The sequence below is a fragment of the Gammaproteobacteria bacterium genome, assembly GCA_041395725.1.
Classification (GTDB): Bacteria; Pseudomonadota; Gammaproteobacteria; order Pseudomonadales; family Pseudohongiellaceae; genus NORP240.
Window position 1 is genome coordinate 1,938,723 of the sequence record JAWKZW010000001.1, and the last position, 16,382, is coordinate 1,955,104.

Consider the following 16,382-nt stretch of genomic DNA (forward strand, 5'->3'; position numbering starts at 1 on the left):
GGTAATCAGGTAGAGGTTTCTTAAAATAGCCCGTGCTGATCGGCAGCACGGGCTTTTTTGTGCCTTCCATGGTCGGTAGTGGCTGTCCTCGGCTTTTCATCAGAGTACAATGGCGCCTCTCGAAGGAAAGTGACAGTCCAGGCAGATGAAATCCACTGACAATATATTTCTAATCGGTCCCATGGGAGTGGGCAAGACGACCATTGGCAGAGTGCTGGCCGAGCAGTTGGAGCTGCGGTTCCTGGATTCGGATCGGGAGATCGAAGCGGCCACCGGCGCCGATATCCCCTGGATTTTCGATGTGGAAGGGGAGGCAGGCTTTCGGCAGCGGGAATCAAGAATGATTGCCGAGCTGACCGCCCTGCAGGGCATTGTGCTGGCTACCGGCGGCGGGTCGGTGCTGGCGCCGGACAATCGCAGCTACCTGAAATCCCGGGGTTTCGTCGTTTATCTTCGAGCGTCTCTGTCCCAGCAACTGGAAAGGACCAGCCGGGACAGAAACCGGCCACTGCTGCAGACGCCGGATCCGGCCGCCAAGATCGCAGAATTAATGAAAATTCGCGAGCCCCTGTATCGGGAAACCGCCGATATTGTGGTGGACACAAACCGACGCAGTCCCCGCATGGTGTGTCTTGAGATTGCCAGACGACTGGAAAAATTCAGATCGGAGTCCGCAGCCGATACCGGCCCCTATGAGCCGGCCCCGGGGGCGACCAGCCAGGACAAGTCATCAGGAGCTGAAAACTGACCATGCAAACAGTCACCGTCGATCTGGGTACGCGCAGTTATCCCATCTATATTGGCCCCGGGCTGCTGGAAAACAAGGCGCTGATCAGCCCCTTTCTGGGCCAGGGCCGGGTCCTGGTGGTCACCAACGACGCACTGGCACCGTTGTACCTGGAGCAGGTCCGGGCGCTGACCGGGGGCGGCGACGCCATGATTCTGCCCGACGGCGAAAAGCACAAAACTCTGCAGACTGTCAGCAGTATTTATGACAGGCTGTTGGCAGACAAGTACGATCGAAACACCACCCTGGTTGCCCTGGGTGGGGGTGTGATCGGAGATATCACCGGTTTTGCCGCCGCGACTTTCCTGCGTGGGGTTAATTTCATCCAGATCCCCACCACTCTGCTGGCACAGGTGGATTCCTCTGTGGGCGGTAAGACCGGGGTAAACCACCCGCTGGGTAAAAACATGATCGGGGCGTTTTATCAGCCCCGCTGTGTCATTGCAGATACCGATGTCCTGCAAAGTCTGCCGGAGCGGGAACTGAAAGCAGGCCTGGCGGAGGTGATCAAGTATGCGCTCATCAATCGGCCGGAATTCCTGGACTGGCTGGAGCTGAATCGGCCCAGGATCCTTGCCCGGGACGCCACTTTGTTGAGCGAGGCGATCAGGGTGAGCTGTGTTGAGAAAGCCGGGATAGTCGCCAAGGATGAACACGAGGGTGGAATTCGGGCCTGGCTGAACCTGGGTCATACCTTTGGTCACGCCATTGAGACCGCGATGGGTTACGGGAAATGGCTCCACGGGGAAGCGGTGGCCGCCGGCATGGTCATGGCAAGTGACCTTTCCCTGCGCATGGGGTGGTTGCCGGCCGCAGAAGCTGCGCGCATCAAAAAAATTCTTCAGGATTACGGTATGCCGGTAGCGCCGCCTGCCGATATAGAGGAACAGCAGTACCTCGATATCATGTTGTCAGACAAAAAAGCCCGGGCTGGCAAAATTAATTTTGTGCTGTTGCAGGGTGTTGGCAGGGCAGTGGTCACCAGTGGCGTCGATAGCGCCTTGCTGAGCCAGACTCTACGGGCCCAGGCCAGCCTCTGCGAACCCTGACGGCATCGTTCAGTACTGTCCAAAATACGCAATTTAGTCGGGTGCGGCAAAGCATCCGGATGGAATGGCCATGGCAGACTACAGCGAACAGTTGCATCTCGATTTCGATCCGTTTGACTTAGCCAGTGAGACCGGGCATTTCTTTCCTGGCGGGCAACGCCAGGAGTTGCTGGACCAGCTGCTGGAGTTATGTGTCTGCAGTTCCGACCTGATTGCCGTGACCGGCCCCCTGGGCAGCGGTAAATCCACACTGGCCTGCTGGCTCGCTCTCAGTCTGGATGCCGAGTTCGTTGCGGTGCAAATTCGTGCCTCCCTGTTCATGAGTGGCGAGCAGTTTCTGGAGACCCTCGCTCTGGAACTGGGGCTGGAACTGGCCAGTGATGCCAGTACAGACGAGTTGCTGGAGCGGGTCGGTCAGTATGTCGACACCCTGCACGCCAGGTCCCGCTGCCTGCAGTTGCTGGTGGATGATGCCCATGAACTGGGCGAAGAAGCCCTGCGCTGCGTTCTCGCTCTGCTGGAGCGCCAGGCGGATTCCTCAAGCCTGGGAGAAGACGGTATTAAGGCGGTGCTGTTCGGTGAGGCCACCTTACGGGGTAGTGTGGAAAAGCTGGCCCCCTCCGCTCACCAGTTGTTGGAGCTTAAAGCGCTGGATCTCGTCGAAACCACCAGATACGTGGAGTTCAAGCTCGATTGTGCCGGCTTTGACGGAGATCTGCCAATCGACCAGGATGCCCTGGCAGTGATTCATTCCCGTGCGCGGGGAATGCCTGGAACTATCAACGTCTTGATCCGGGATGAGCTGACCGACAGCTGGACGCCCCGGCAGACGCTGCCCAGGCTGGGATTTATCGAACGTCACCTGGTGCCGTTCAGTGTCGTTTTCGGAGCGTTGGTGCTGCTGCTGTTTTTTACTGTCGGTGGAGAGGACCAATCCGGGTCGGGGCAAATGGCGGCCGTTGCTGCCGCAGAGGGGGGCTCCCAGGGACAACCCACGGGCCAGGTGCGGGTGGAGATTCCGCTGCAGATCACCAGCGCGAGTGCGGCGATCAGTAATCGGGGCGGCGGGGCTGCCGCCACCACCGACGGCCGGGTTTCCGGCTCTATTGCCGGCACCGGTCGCGGTGACCGCCCCACCGATACGCTATCCAGCAGTCAGCGACGCTCGGCAAGTGAAGCCGGCGAGGGAACTGCGCCCGCCGAGCGCAAACAGGATGCTGCCACACCAGCCCGCGTTGTGCAGTCAGCGCCCAGTGATACCGGACCCGCGGGTGGTCCGCCAGCGAATACGGTGGGCCAGCAGTCGCTGCTGGCACAACCCGCAGACAGCTATACACTGCAACTGCTTGGTTCTCATTCCGAAAGCAATGTGAAAAATTTTATTGCCAGTCAGCCGGACCCGGCGGCAATGCGTTATTTTGCGTCCCGTTACCAGGACAAGCCCTGGTTTGTCGTCGTGTACGGTAATTTCCCCACTCAGGATGCGGCTCGGGACGCCATCGACCGGCTGCCTTCTGGCCTGCAGGAGCTGAAGCCCTGGGCCCGCAATCTGGCGGATATTCAGGCGGACATTCGCCGTAATCAATGATTTCCCGGTTACTGGGCCGGTAGCGCGTTGTCCCACGCAGGTCTGACATGTAGAATTAGCGCCCGATTTGCCGGCCCTGGCCGGCAAGGCAATGAACAGGCAGTTTCTCCGGCAGCAGTCCGCAGACGATAAGGGCAAGGCATTGAGTAACCTGAAAAATGATCGATTTCTGAAGGCCTTATTACGGCAACCGGTTGATCGCACGCCGGTGTGGATGATGAGACAGGCGGGGCGTTACCTGCCTGAGTACCGGGCAACCCGACAACAGGCTGGCAATTTCATGAACCTGTGCCAGTCTCCGGAGCTGGCCTGCGAAGTCACCCTGCAGCCGCTGCGGCGCTTCCCTTTCGATGCCGCCATATTATTCTCCGATATTCTCACCATTCCTGACGCCATGGGCCAGGGGCTGTATTTTGAGGAGGGTGAAGGGCCCCGCTTTCGCAAGGTGATTCGCGACGCCGCCGATGTGGAGGCGTTGCCGGAAATCGATGTGGCCAGCGACCTGGGTTACGTGACGGACGCGGTCGCCCTGATCCGCCGGGAGCTGAATGGCTCCGTGCCACTGATCGGTTTTTCCGGCAGTCCCTGGACCCTGGCTACCTACATGATCGAGGGTGGTGGCAGCCGCGACTTTCGTATTGCCAAGCAATTTCTCTACGATCAGCCGGAGGCGATGCATCGATTACTGACCAAGCTGGCGACGGCGGTCACTGACTACCTCAACGCGCAGATTCGTGCCGGCGCCCAGGCGGTGCAGATATTCGATACCTGGGGAGGCATACTGACAACGCCGGCATACCGGGAGTTCTCCCTTGCCTATATGCGCAGGATAGTGGATGGTCTGATCCGTGAAAACGAGGGCCGTCAGGTGCCGGTGATTCTTTTCACCAAAAACGGGGGGCTGTGGCTGGAAGAGATCGCCGCCAGTGGCTGCCAGTGTGTGGGCCTGGACTGGACGCTTGAAATTGGCGGTGCCCGTCAGCGCATAGGCAGCCAGGTTGCGTTACAGGGGAACATGGACCCGAGCATCCTGTATGCCTCGCCGCAGCGGATTCGGGAGGAGGTCGGCAGAATTCTGGCTGATTTTGGTCCTGGTGAGGGGCACGTGTTCAACCTGGGGCACGGAATCACGCCGGGGGTCGATCCGGACCATGTGGCGGCATTCGTCGAGTCCGTGCATGAGCTGTCCGAGCAATACCACCAGTAACTCACCGGTGAATGCCCCGGTCATGGCCTTCGTGGGTCTGGGGTCAAATCTGGATTCCCGTTACGGTTCCCCCCGGGATACGGTGCAGGCCGCCATGACAAGGATCGCCACCTGGTCTGCTCAACCCCTGCATCGTTCGTCGCTGTGGCAGACTGATCCGATCGATTGCCCGCCCGGATCCCCGCAGTTTATCAATGCCGTGGTGGGCCTGGTTCCGGCCGTTGATGAGAGCCCCCATTCCCTGCTGGAAAGATTGCTGGCGCTGGAGCAGCAGTTCGGTCGACGCCGTTCGGGCACAGTCAATGCAGCGCGCAGCCTGGACCTGGATCTCATCAGCTTCGGTGCGCGGACAGTGGCGGATGTGAAGCTCAGGCTGCCGCACCCGGAGGCCCATCGGCGCGGCTTTGTCCTGTTGCCACTGGCGGAGATAGCGCCAGACCTGCGGCTTGCCGGCCAGTCACGCACGGTCGCGGAACTGGTGGCGGCGCTGCCAGATTCCGGGCCACTGGTCGTAAAAATCGACAGCTGATCGCAGGCGGATTGATGGAGGATGTGCCCGAGACGCCGGCCTCCACTCTGTAAACCCCGCCGATCGGAGCCCTGGGGTTGATCAGCGGGGCAGCACGACAACCCTCAAACAGGATGCACGATGGCTGCGTTCGGTGGTAAAATGCCAGCGCCTGTTTAATCATTCAATGATGACAATGATACTTATCCAGTTGTGACTATGATTTCCGCCTCACTCCGCTATCTGCTACAAACCGGCACTCTGGGCCTTGCAGTGTCGTTGTTGCCGGCCACGCAGGTCAGCGCCCAGGGCAGCGGAGTTAACGGAACGGCCATTGGTCTGGACGGCGCGGCAGGAACCCCGGGTGGCCAGCTGCTACTGCCGATTATCCGGATCGAGCGAGAAAATCGGCAGCAGGATCTGCAGGGTCTGTTCGCGGAGCAGAGCACGGATATCAATCTGGGGCTGGAATTCACGCCGCTTGACGGTCTCAGCCTGCGGGCCGATGCCTGGAGTATTCAGGAGCAGCCGACCCCGGCGCCTGCAGTCAATCAGGCCGCCAGCTGGCAGGCAAGATTACCGCAGCCCTACCTCGAGAGCGAGCGGGGGCAGGAATTTGGCCTGGACCAGTCATTTCTGGGTAACAGCCTGGAAAGCAAGGGGGTCGATCTGGGTGCGGCTTACGTGTGGGAGGCCGGGAAGGCCGGCACGTTTACCCTGCAAACCACCGCAACCTACATTCACGATTTTGAACAGCGCAACGGTGTGGTAGACGCCGGAGCCTTCCTTAACGATGAGGTCACCCTGTCCGGCAGCCCGGATTTGCAGGGCAGTCTCACGCTGACCTGGGATATTGGTAATCATTCGGCCAGTGCCGTCACCAATTACTTTGATTCGTTCAAAGATATCAGCGAGCTGAATGTGGACGAAATCAATGCGCTGGTGGAAAACATCACCACGGTGGACCTTCAGTACGGCTACAATGTGAAAGCCGGAAAAGAGGATCGCACTGTCATCTCTTTCTCCCTGGGCATTCGCAATATATTCGACAAGAAGACGACCCAGATTCTCAATCAGAACAGCCGGGTAGTGGACCAGAATGGCCGCGTTGCCTATGGTTCTATCAAGTACCAGTTCTAGGTAGCCTCTTACTCAGTAACAGAATGCTCCCGCAGAGCGTTGTGGTACTGAATCAGAGGCTTCCCGATCCAACAAGGCCCTGTGGCCAATAAGACCAAAAAAAAAGCCCCGTTCAAGACGGGGCAAAGGGCTACACAATTCTTTGCAGGAATTGCTAAAGGAGGAAAATCCGCAACAAGTATCAGCGTCGGCTTCTCTAGAAGTTCCCTATAGTAGTTGGAAACCTGAAAATTGCCGTGTACTGTTTCACAGTTTCCGCTGCTACTCCCGGTTTCCCCGCTAGGCCCTGGCCAGTGCCCAGACATCAATCCTCGAGGCTCCCTCAGCACGAAGCACCCTGGCGACAGCGTTTGCCGTTGCGGTGGTCGTGACCACGTCGTCAATCACCGCCACGTAATCCAGCTCCTTATTGTTGCCGGTATTCACTGCCTGGAATGCCCGCTGCAGGTTTTTGCGCCGCTGTCTGGCGTGAAGCCGGCTCTGGGAGTCCGTGTCCCGGGTTCTCTTCAGGCGCCCGCTGGCCACGGGGATGCCGGTAAGCCGGGAGATGGAGCAGGCCAGGAGCAGAGCCTGGTTAAAGCCGCGGCTTTTTAATCGGTTCGGGTGCAGGGGGACCGGGATCAGCAGCCCGGGCCACACAGTGGCGGCGTGGGGGCAGTCAACCGGCTGGCCGGTCGCCGCCCCCCGATAGTGATTAACGAACGCTTGGGCCAGCAATTGGGCAAGGACGTGGCCTTTTGCAGTGCTGCCATGGTATTTGAATTCGGTGATCAGGTTGCTGAGCGGTTTTTCATACTGAAACACGCTGATACAACGATCGAAGGCTGGTGGCAGCAACTGGCAGCGACCACAGGTGTCAGCAGAGTCGCTGTTCTTCATTACAATGCCGCAAACCCGACAGGTCCTTGCCACCAGTGGAAGCCTGGCCCGGCAATCCCCGCAGAGGCTGATCTGGTTGCAGACCGGACACCCGCACAGGACGCAGAGTCCAGGCAGGCAAAGGCGAAGACGATCGATCAGGCTCATCAGATTATTCCCTGTGCGAAGTCCGGTTACCCTGACTGTAGTCCCGCTGAAGAGATTTTGCGTAACAGTAGAGGCCCGCGCGATGCGGGGCAGGATTACAGGCAGGGTCGTTCTTATTGTTCCTGGCCCGATTCCCCTATAATTCGAGCGGTAAGACTTGCGCAACGACTGGAGAGACAGATGCAGCAGTACAAGGCACCACTTGCAGATATGCGGTTTCTGCTACATGAAGTGTTTAAGGCGGAAGCGTTTCTGGCGTCTCTGAATGGACTGGAGGAATTGTCTGCTGAACTGCTTGATGCGATTCTCGAAGAGGCGGCAAGAATCAACGAAGACCTGCTGGCGCCCATCAATCAGTCTGGCGACCAGCAGGGCTGTGAGCTTCGTGACGGCAAAGTGACGACACCGGCGGGCTTTCGGGGGGCCTACAGGACTTTTGCCGAAGGTGGCTGGGGTGCTCTCACCGGAACGCCTGATTACGGCGGTCAGGGTATGCCGAAAATGTTGGCGGTGCTGTTCGAGGAAATGCTGTTTGCGGCAAACTCTTCGTTTGCCCTTTATCCGATACTGACCAACGGTGCCACACTGGCTCTTAGCCTGCATGGCAGCGAAGCGCTGAAACAGCAGTATCTGCAGAAACTGTATGAGGGGCGCTGGTCCGGGACCATGTGTCTGACCGAGTCCCATGCCGGCACCGATCTGGGCATCATGAAAACCCGGGCGGTTCCGCAGCCGGACAATACTTACAAACTGACAGGCAGTAAGATATTCATCACTGCCGGTGAACATGACCTGACCGAGAATATTATTCACTTCGTGCTTGCCAGGCTACCCGACAGTCCGCCCGGCGCCCATGGTATATCGCTGTTCCTGGTGCCCAAACTGCAGATCGATGAGGCCGGACAGCCGGCGGGCCCGAACGGCGTCAGCTGTGGTTCCATCGAACATAAAATGGGTCTGAAAGGCTCAGCCACCTGTGTCATGAATTTCGACGATGCCACCGGATACCTGGTTGGCGAGGAGAATAAAGGCCTTGCCTGCATGTTTACCATGATGAACTACGAACGTTTGTCCATGGGGCTGCAGGGGATTGGTCTGGCGGATTTTTCCTACCAGGTTGCCAGGGACTATGCCAGAGAACGAATCCAGGGCCGCTCACCGGGCGGCGCGGTAAATCCTGACAAAGCTGCGGATCCCATTATTGTGCATCCGGATGTACGGCGCATGCTGCTTACGATGCGAGCCAATATTATGGCCGGCAGGGCGCTGGCACTGTACGCCGCCACCAAATTGGATACGGTTAAATTTGCCGCTGACGGGCAGGAAAAACAGGATGCTGAAAAGCTGGTGGAGTTACTGACACCGATAGTAAAGGCTTACTGTACCGATCGGGGCTTCCAGGACTGCGTTACCGGTCAACAGGTCCTTGGTGGACACGGTTATATTCAGGAGTGGGGCCAGGAGCAGGCCGTCAGGGATGCCCGCATCGCGCAGATTTACGAAGGGACAAACGGTATCCAGGCTCTGGATCTGATGGGTAGAAAAACCGTGAAGTGCGGTGGCGAGTATTTTCGGGTACTGGTTGCAGAGCTTAATGCCTATGTCGACGCACTGGAGCAGGTCGCGCCTCTGCAGCCTTATGTTGATGCGCTACAGGAAGCGAGTGCAGCGTTGGAACAGCTGACCGGGCAGATCATCGGGAAGTCCCGCTCCGAGCCTCACGAGATCGGTGCCGCATCCTACGGCTACATGGAAGCCATGGGTCTGTTTCTTTACGGGTATATGTGGCTCCGAATTATGGCGGCCGCACAGAACGAAGCTGATCCGCGGAATTACGGCAGTAACTACCGGGATGGGTTGCTCAAGGTGGGGCGCTTCTATTTCGAGCGTGTCATGCCTGGCTATAAATCCCTGGTCGAGACGGTCGCCGCCGGCGCCGGGCCTGTGATGTCGTTGAATGCCGACCAGTTTTGATGGGTGGCCGGCAGCCCGCTTGAGCCGGAAAGACTGGTCAGATAGACCAGGTGAGGGTTTCGTTCAGCATTTCCTGAAAGTCAGTCAGGCGCTCGTTCTTTTCCCCTACCAGGATCAGGTTGCCCTTTTCCAGCGGTATTATCACCGCCTCGAACCTTTCATCGGTGAAACTGAATTCACGCCGCACAGGACTGTTGTCGGTGATGATGATATTGACCGCGCCTCTGTTGCCACTCACAACCAGGTGGGCGCTGCTGCCCTGGGGCAGGATGGCGCAGGGTTTGGCAAAGCTGATGCCCAGCTGACTAATGGCCCCGGCACTGGTCAGAGCGCCCCCGATGGAGCTGACCGCCTGATTGACCTGTTGCAGACTGGCGCCGGAACTGGCGCCGATTTCATCGAGCTCCATGTAAATATGGTTGACAATCTGTTGTCCGAATGCTATTTCAGCCGCTGAGGGCTGGTTACCGCCAAACAGGGAGGAATATGCCACGCCAACGGCAAGTACCAGCACCGCGGCCATCGACAGCCGCCGCGTCGGCCGCAAACGGCCGGGGAATCGGACTACATTGTCAGGCGCAGGTGACTCCTGCCGGACTTCTTCGTCGGTCCCGGTGACCAGGCTCTTGAGTCTGCTGGACAGCTCCGGGGGTGCACTTACCCCGTTGGTCAGGCGTCCCAGCCGGTCATTGAACGAACGAACTTCGTTCAGTAGTTTCTGTCGCTCCGGCAGGGCCATTACGGCGTCCAGAAAATCCTGCTCATTGTCTTCAGGGTTGGCGAATACCCGCGTTTCAAATTCCGAATTATCCATCTGTGTTTGGCTCTTCTAGTTCGGCAATAGCCTCGTTCTGCCTGGAGGCGAAATGGTCTTTAAGCTTGCTTCTCGCCCGGAACAGGCGAGTCATTACTGTATTGCTGTTCAGGTCGAGAATATCGGCAATCTCCTTGCCACTGAAGCCCCCCACAACCTGCAGCAGCAGGGGCTCCCGGTATTCACTTTCCAACTGGTTGATGGCGTTATGCAACAGCTCCCGCTCCATCGCGTCATCCGGTTCATCGATGCCCGTTTCGGGCAGCGAGTAATCCTCCACATCCACCAGGTCCGGCTGAAAGCGCTCGTAAATCCGCGCGTTTTCCCGCCGCAGGATAGTGAAAAGCCAGGCTTTGGCAGCCTTGTCATTCTGCAGGCTGTCCAGAGAGCGCCAGGCGCGCAGAAACGTTTCCTGCACCAGATCTTCAGCCAGCGGCTTGCTTTTGCAGATCCAGTAGGCATAGCGGTATACATCCTGGTAAAGGGCATCGACCAGTGCTTCGTAGCGCTGCTGTTTGGTTTTCCCGTTTAAGACCGGTGTCTCAGTCATTTATTGCACTGCCAGTTGAGGATGTGACCTTTCCCTGATCCCGGACAAGGACCTGGAAAGGGACCTTATGGAAGCAACGAACGAAGGGTTACAGACATTGCTTGGCAAGGGTGGGGTGAAAGTGTGCCCAATTAACCGGTTGGCATCAAGTTTTACAGTCCGGCAATGGCTATTCTTCAGGCCCGTGTCATTCCAGGCAGCCGATGGTTTTGGATCACTATGGCTGTCTGTATACTTGGCTCCCTCAGTCACCCAGGGAATTCAGAAGGAGCAACCATGAACCGGATAGCCATAGCGGGTGCAGCGGGGCGAATGGGTCGCGCCCTTATCGAAGCGGTCCTATGCAGTAATCTCGATATTGAGTTGACGGTGGCCACTGTACTCAAAAGTGATCCTGCGCACGGTATGGACCTTGCCACGCTTATCGGTATGGCGCCCCTGGGTATCCTGGCCGACGAGTCGCTGGAGAACAGCGTGGCCGATTTCGATGTGCTCATTGATTTCACTGCGCCGGAAGCCAGCCTAGAGCATCTGGCACTTTGTCAGCGTCACGGTAAGGGTATCGTCATTGGTACTACTGGCTTCTCGGATCCCCAGAAGCAGGTGATCGCCGCCGCAGCGGAACAGATTCCCGTGGTGTTTGCCCCGAATATGAGTGTAGGTGTCAACGTTTGCCTGAAATTACTGCAGGCGGCGGCCAGCGCCCTGGGCGATGAAGTGGATGTGGAAATAGTCGAAGCTCATCACCGCCACAAGAAAGACGCGCCCTCCGGTACGGCTTTACGCATGGGTGAGGTGATAGCCAATACGCTGGGTCGGGACCTGGGCGAAGTGGCTGTCTATGGTCGCGAAGGTATTACCGGTGAGCGGGATCGCAAGACCATCGGCTTCGCGACTGTCAGAGCAGGCGACATCGTCGGTGATCATACAGTCATTTTTGCCGGTCAGGGTGAGCGGTTAGAAATCACCCACCGAGCCAGCAGTCGCATGACCTTTGCTGCTGGTGCGGTGCGGGCTGCGGCCTGGCTGGGGGATAAACAACCGGGGCTCTATGGGATGGATGACGTTCTGGGATGGACAGACCGGTAGACAAGCAGCATGTGTTTATCTAGAATGCGCGCTCAGGATGCTACGGGCTAAATTTCGAAAACAAACAGCAAAGCGGAGCGGGGTTTACACCTCACTCCGCTTTTTTTTGCCCGGCTTTTGTTGAACGTTAAATCGGAAAAAGGAGCATACATTGGCAGTTACTGCAGTATTGGCGCTTGAAGACGGAACCATTTTAAGAGGCGAAAGTATCGGGGCAGATGGACTTTCCGCTGGCGAAGTGGTTTTTAACACCTCAATGACTGGCTACCAGGAAATCCTCACCGACCCCTCTTATGCCAGGCAAATAGTCACACTCACCTATCCTCATATCGGCAACACCGGAACCAACCAGGAAGATAATGAATCGGATCGGGCCTGGGCATCAGGCCTGGTCATCAGGGATCTGCCTCTTATAGCCAGCAACTGGCGCAGCGAAGAGACACTTACTGAATTTCTGGTGCGCCAGAATGTAGTCGCCATCGCCGAGATAGATACTCGGCATCTGACTCGGATCCTTCGCGACAAAGGGCCGCTGAATGGTTGTCTGCTGGCCGGTGAGGCACTGGAAAAACAGGGCGAGGAAGCGGCGCTCAAGGCCGCCAGGGAATTTCCCGGCCTGAAAGGCATGGACCTGGCCCGGGTGGTTTCCATCGGAGAATCGCTGCGCTGGGAAACCGGCGAGTGGCAGCTGGGCGCGGGCTACTCGAAGCCCCAAAATGGCAAGTACAAAGTGGTGGCCTATGATTTTGGCGTAAAGCGCAACATTCTGCGGATGCTGACCGAACGCCAATGTGAGGTCACCGTGGTGCCGGCCCAGACCCCGGCCGACGAGGTGCTGGCCATGAGTCCCGACGGTGTTTTCCTCTCCAACGGCCCCGGCGACCCCGAGCCCTGCGAATACGCCATAACGGCGATCAGGCAGTTTCTGGAAAAGAATATCCCTTTGTTTGGCATCTGCCTTGGACACCAGCTGCTGGCCCTTGCCTGTGACGCCAGGACAGTCAAGATGCGACTGGGTCATCACGGCGCCAACCATCCGGTACAGAATCTGGATGACAGGACTGTGATGATTACCAGCCAGAATCATGGCTTTGCGGTTGATGAACAGACTCTCCCTGCCAATCTGCGAGCTACGCACAGGTCGTTGTTTGATGGCACCTTGCAGGGTATAGAGCGTACCGACAAGCCGGCCTTCGGGTTTCAGGGCCATCCTGAGGCGAGTCCGGGGCCCCATGATGTCGCTCCGCTGTTCGATCACTTTATAGAGTTGATTGAAAAACACAGGAGTGCTGGTTGAAGCATCGGTAAGGGCCAGTTATCCCATACGGACTTAAACAGATTCCAATTCGCAGACACAGAATCAGGTGAGTAATGCCAAAACGAACAGACATTAAAAGTATTTTGATCATTGGAGCAGGGCCCATCGTAATAGGTCAGGCTTGCGAGTTTGATTATTCAGGCACCCAGGCGTGTCAGGCTCTCCAGGAAGAGGGCTATCGGGTCATTCTGGTTAACTCTAATCCAGCAACTATCATGACCGACCCTTCCATGGCGGATGCCACTTACATCGAACCGGTGAACTGGCAGGTTGTCGAAAAAATCATCGAGAAAGAGCGGCCAGACGCAATTCTTCCGACCATGGGTGGCCAGACCGGGCTTAACTGTGCTCTGGATCTGGATAAACATGGGGTTTTGGAAAAGTACAATGTAGAGCTGATTGGCGCGAGAAAAGAAGCTATAGACAAGGCCGAAGACCGCGAACTGTTTGATAACGCCATGAAGGCCATCGGTCTGGAAACTCCCGCGCATGGTATTGCCCGAAGTATGGAGCAGGCCTACGAAACTCTTGAGCAGGTGGGTTTTCCCTGTATTATCCGCCCTTCCTTCACCATGGGTGGAAGCGGTGGAGGAATTGCCTACAACAGGGAAGAGTTTGAAGAGATCTGTACTCGCGGGATGAAACTTTCACCCACCAATGAATTATTGATCGATGAATCATTAATCGGCTGGAAAGAATACGAGCTTGAAGTTGTGCGTGACAAGAATGATAACTGTATCATTGTCTGTCCGATTGAAAATTTCGATGCCATGGGCGTGCACACCGGCGACTCCATTACGGTGGCTCCGGCCCAGACTCTCACGGACAAGGAATACCAGATTCTGCGAGATGCCTCGATCGCAGTGCTGCGGGAGATCGGCGTTGAAACGGGCGGTTCGAACGTCCAGTTCGGTATCAATCCCGCGGACGGCAGGCTGGTCGTCATCGAGATGAACCCGCGGGTGTCCCGCTCTTCGGCCCTGGCTTCCAAGGCAACCGGTTTTCCGATCGCCCGGGTGGCGGCCAAGCTGGCGGTCGGCTACACCCTGGATGAATTGAAGAACGAAATCACCGGCGGTGTCACTCCGGCCTCTTTTGAGCCGGCTATCGATTACGTGGTTACCAAGATTCCCCGCTTCACTTTTGAAAAATTTGATCAGGCCAATGATCGCCTGACGACCCAGATGAAATCCGTAGGGGAGGTGATGGCGATCGGCCGCACTTTTCAGGAATCGATTCAGAAGGCACTGCGCGGCCTGGAGGTTGGCGTCAGTGGTTTCGACCCTATCCTGGATACCAGGCTGAGCGATGCCAGCGATACTCTGAAGCGCGAACTCATGGAGCCTGGTGCGCAGCGAATCTGGTATATCGGCGATGCTTTCAGGTTGGGCATGAGCGTCGACAAGGTACATGAGTTGACAGGTGTTGACCCCTGGTACCTGATTCAGATCGAAGAGTTGATCAAGCTGGAAAAAGATGTCTCCAAAATGTCCCTGGGGCAGCTGGACCGGGACACCCTGTACCGACTCAAACGAAAGGGTTTCTCTGATCGACGCCTTGCCACCCTGACTGGTGTCAGCGAGTCTGAAATGCAGAACGCTAGGCATAAACTGGGTGTCCGGCCGGTATACAAACGGGTGGATACCTGTGCGGCGGAATTTGAATCCACCACCGCGTACATGTATTCCACCTATGAAGAAGTCTGTGAGGCAAATCCGTCCGACCGGAAGAAGATCATGGTTCTGGGAGGCGGGCCTAACCGCATCGGGCAGGGTATCGAGTTTGATTACTGCTGCGTACACGCTGCACTGGCAATGCGGGAAGACGGTTACGAGACCATCATGGTGAATTGTAATCCGGAAACCGTCTCTACGGATTTCAATATCTCTGATCGTCTGTTTTTTGAGCCGGTAACTTTCGAGGATGTACTGGAGATCGTTCATCTTGAAAAACCAGTCGGTGTAATCGTGCAGTTCGGTGGGCAGACCCCATTGAACATCGTTACCCGCCTGGAAGATGCTGGTGTGCCGGTGATTGGCACGTCGCCGGATGCCATTGACCGGGCTGAGGACAGGGAGCGTTTTCAGCAATTGATTCAAAAACTGGATCTGAAGCAGCCGCCCAACTGTACGGTGCGCAGTGTCGAAGAAAGCCTGGCGCGGGCGAGAGATCTGTCTTATCCGCTTGTAGTGCGTCCTTCATACGTTCTTGGCGGGCGAGCCATGGAGATCGTGTACAACGAAGAGGAGCTTAATCGCTACCTGCATAACGCAGTTAAAGTGTCCAACGAAAGCCCGGTGCTGCTGGATTACTTTCTCAGCTCGGCGATTGAGATCGATGTCGATGTCGTCTGCGATGGTAAACAGGTAGTGGTAGGGGCCATCATGCAGCACATCGAGAAAGCCGGTGTGCACTCTGGCGATTCGGCGTGCTCGCTGCCACCCTACAGCCTGCCGGCTGCAGTGCAGGAGCAGATTCGCGAGCAGGTCACGCGCCTGGCGCTGGAGCTCGGGGTAGTGGGGCTGATGAATACCCAGCTGGCCTACCAGGACGGTGAGATCTACATTATCGAAGTTAACCCCAGAGCCTCGCGCACGGTGCCCTTTGTTTCCAAGTGTATCGGCCAGTCACTGGCCAAGATTGCGGCGCGCTGCATGGTTGGCATGAGCCTGGAGGAACAGAACTTTACCAGGGAGATCATCCCTTCCACCTTTGCTGTGAAAGAAGCCGTCTTCCCGTTTGTGAAGTTTCCCGGAGTGGACCCCATTCTGGGTCCGGAGATGAAGTCAACCGGGGAGGTGATGGGAGTCGGTGAGACATTCGCCGAAGCGTTTGCCAAGTCCCAGATGGCGGCTGGAGAAAAAATCTCTGTCGGGGGAACCGCCTTTATCAGCGTGAAGGACTCCGACAAGACCGCTTGTCTGGAGGTGGCACGCAAGCTTAATAAGCTTGGTTTCGCGCTGGTTGCTACCCGCGGTACTGCCAGGGTTATCGAGGGAGCAGGTCTGCCGGTGCGGGTTGTCAACAAGGTCGCCGAGGGGCGCCCGCACATTGTTGATATGATCAAGAATGATGAAATTCAGCTGATCGTCAATACGACCGAGGGCAAGCAGGCGATTATCGATTCATCCAATATTCGTCGCAGTGCGCTGCGGCACGATGTGTTCTGTACCACGACCCTGGACGCGGGGCTGGCCGTATGCCAGGCGTTAGAATTCGGTGATGCGATGTCGGTACTCAGTCTGCAGGAACTCCATAGTCGTCTGAGCGCGGCCTGAGTCCTGTATTAACCTGGTGGCGCCGCAGCCTGGAGTCCGGTTTGGCTGCTTGTG

13 protein-coding genes are annotated in these 16,382 nt (G+C 57.1%); 10 read left to right on the forward strand and 3 right to left on the reverse strand.

Going from position 1 to position 16,382, the window contains the following annotated elements; translation table 11 throughout:
• The first annotated feature begins 145 nt into the window (after positions 1 to 145).
• From aroK to R3F50_08570, 6 genes are all read left to right on the forward strand, one after another.
• Positions 146 to 748: a shikimate kinase AroK gene (gene aroK, locus R3F50_08545; protein MEZ5490354.1), complete on the forward strand. Its 603-nt coding sequence runs from the start codon at positions 146 to 148 to the stop codon at positions 746 to 748.
• 2 nt (positions 749 to 750) lie between these two features.
• The gene (gene aroB, locus R3F50_08550) at positions 751 to 1,836 is read left to right on the forward strand and encodes a 3-dehydroquinate synthase (protein ID MEZ5490355.1); all 1,086 of its coding nucleotides are present in this window, start codon (positions 751 to 753) and stop codon (positions 1,834 to 1,836) included.
• A 70-nt stretch (positions 1,837 to 1,906) separates the two neighbouring features.
• Positions 1,907 to 3,424 carry an AAA family ATPase gene (locus tag R3F50_08555; protein MEZ5490356.1) on the forward strand — a complete coding sequence of 506 codons (1,518 nt, stop codon included), beginning with the start codon at positions 1,907 to 1,909 and terminating at the stop codon, positions 3,422 to 3,424.
• Between the two features lie 142 nt (positions 3,425 to 3,566).
• Positions 3,567 to 4,631 (forward strand): uroporphyrinogen decarboxylase, encoded by a 1,065-nt coding sequence (hemE, locus tag R3F50_08560; GenBank protein MEZ5490357.1) that lies wholly within the window; start codon positions 3,567 to 3,569, stop codon positions 4,629 to 4,631.
• On the forward strand, positions 4,603 to 5,160 hold the full coding sequence (gene folK, locus R3F50_08565; GenBank protein ID MEZ5490358.1) for a 2-amino-4-hydroxy-6-hydroxymethyldihydropteridine diphosphokinase: 558 nt from the start codon (positions 4,603 to 4,605) through the stop codon (positions 5,158 to 5,160). Before hemE ends, folK begins: the two co-directional genes overlap by 29 nt.
• 192 nt (positions 5,161 to 5,352) lie before the next feature.
• Positions 5,353 to 6,279, forward strand: coding sequence for a hypothetical protein (locus R3F50_08570; protein ID MEZ5490359.1), 927 nt, complete (start codon positions 5,353 to 5,355; stop codon positions 6,277 to 6,279).
• 279 nt (positions 6,280 to 6,558) lie between these two features.
• Here the strand turns inward: R3F50_08570 and R3F50_08575 are convergent, their stop codons facing one another.
• Positions 6,559 to 7,158 carry a ComF family protein gene (locus R3F50_08575; GenBank protein MEZ5490360.1) on the reverse strand — a complete coding sequence of 200 codons (600 nt, stop codon included), beginning with the start codon at positions 7,156 to 7,158 and terminating at the stop codon, positions 6,559 to 6,561.
• 327 nt (positions 7,159 to 7,485) lie between these two features.
• Here R3F50_08575 and R3F50_08580 point away from each other — a divergent pair, with 327 nt between their 5' ends.
• Positions 7,486 to 9,279 carry an acyl-CoA dehydrogenase C-terminal domain-containing protein gene (locus tag R3F50_08580; protein MEZ5490361.1) on the forward strand — a complete coding sequence of 598 codons (1,794 nt, stop codon included), beginning with the start codon at positions 7,486 to 7,488 and terminating at the stop codon, positions 9,277 to 9,279.
• Between the two features lie 37 nt (positions 9,280 to 9,316).
• Here R3F50_08580 and R3F50_08585 read toward each other — a convergent pair whose 3' ends face one another.
• Positions 9,317 to 10,093 (reverse strand): DUF3379 family protein, encoded by a 777-nt coding sequence (locus R3F50_08585; protein MEZ5490362.1) that lies wholly within the window; start codon positions 10,091 to 10,093, stop codon positions 9,317 to 9,319.
• Entirely contained in the window at positions 10,086 to 10,643 is a 558-nt protein-coding gene (locus tag R3F50_08590) for a sigma-70 family RNA polymerase sigma factor (GenBank protein MEZ5490363.1), read from the reverse strand. Before R3F50_08590 ends, R3F50_08585 begins: the two co-directional genes overlap by 8 nt.
• Before the next feature lie 276 nt (positions 10,644 to 10,919).
• Here R3F50_08590 and dapB point away from each other — a divergent pair, with 276 nt between their 5' ends.
• From dapB to carB, 3 genes are all read left to right on the forward strand, one after another.
• Positions 10,920 to 11,732, forward strand: coding sequence for a 4-hydroxy-tetrahydrodipicolinate reductase (dapB, locus tag R3F50_08595; GenBank protein MEZ5490364.1), 813 nt, complete (start codon positions 10,920 to 10,922; stop codon positions 11,730 to 11,732).
• A 151-nt stretch (positions 11,733 to 11,883) separates the two neighbouring features.
• Complete coding sequence (gene carA, locus R3F50_08600; protein ID MEZ5490365.1) at positions 11,884 to 13,029, forward strand: glutamine-hydrolyzing carbamoyl-phosphate synthase small subunit; 1,146 nt, start codon at positions 11,884 to 11,886, stop codon at positions 13,027 to 13,029.
• Positions 13,030 to 13,103: 74 nt separating this feature from the next.
• On the forward strand, positions 13,104 to 16,328 hold the full coding sequence (gene carB / locus R3F50_08605) for a carbamoyl-phosphate synthase large subunit (GenBank protein ID MEZ5490366.1): 3,225 nt from the start codon (positions 13,104 to 13,106) through the stop codon (positions 16,326 to 16,328).
• Positions 16,329 to 16,382 lie beyond the last annotated feature (54 nt).

Excerpts from the sequence above, each read along its gene's own strand:
- aroK (MEZ5490354.1), top strand. The coding sequence starts at position 146 with ATGAAATCCACTGACAATATATTTCTAATCGGTCCCATGGGAGTGGGC.
- aroB (MEZ5490355.1), top strand. The coding sequence starts at position 751 with ATGCAAACAGTCACCGTCGATCTGGGTACGCGCAGTTATCCCATCTAT.
- R3F50_08555 (MEZ5490356.1), top strand. The coding sequence starts at position 1,907 with ATGGCAGACTACAGCGAACAGTTGCATCTCGATTTCGATCCGTTTGAC.
- folK (MEZ5490358.1), top strand. The coding sequence starts at position 4,603 with ATGAGCTGTCCGAGCAATACCACCAGTAACTCACCGGTGAATGCCCCG.
- R3F50_08575 (MEZ5490360.1), bottom strand. The coding sequence starts at position 7,158 with ATGAAGAACAGCGACTCTGCTGACACCTGTGGTCGCTGCCAGTTGCTG.
- R3F50_08580 (MEZ5490361.1), top strand. The coding sequence starts at position 7,486 with ATGCAGCAGTACAAGGCACCACTTGCAGATATGCGGTTTCTGCTACAT.
- R3F50_08585 (MEZ5490362.1), bottom strand. The coding sequence starts at position 10,093 with ATGGATAATTCGGAATTTGAAACGCGGGTATTCGCCAACCCTGAAGAC.
- R3F50_08590 (MEZ5490363.1), bottom strand. The coding sequence starts at position 10,643 with ATGACTGAGACACCGGTCTTAAACGGGAAAACCAAACAGCAGCGCTAC.
- dapB (MEZ5490364.1), top strand. The coding sequence starts at position 10,920 with ATGAACCGGATAGCCATAGCGGGTGCAGCGGGGCGAATGGGTCGCGCC.
- carB (MEZ5490366.1), top strand. The coding sequence starts at position 13,104 with ATGCCAAAACGAACAGACATTAAAAGTATTTTGATCATTGGAGCAGGG.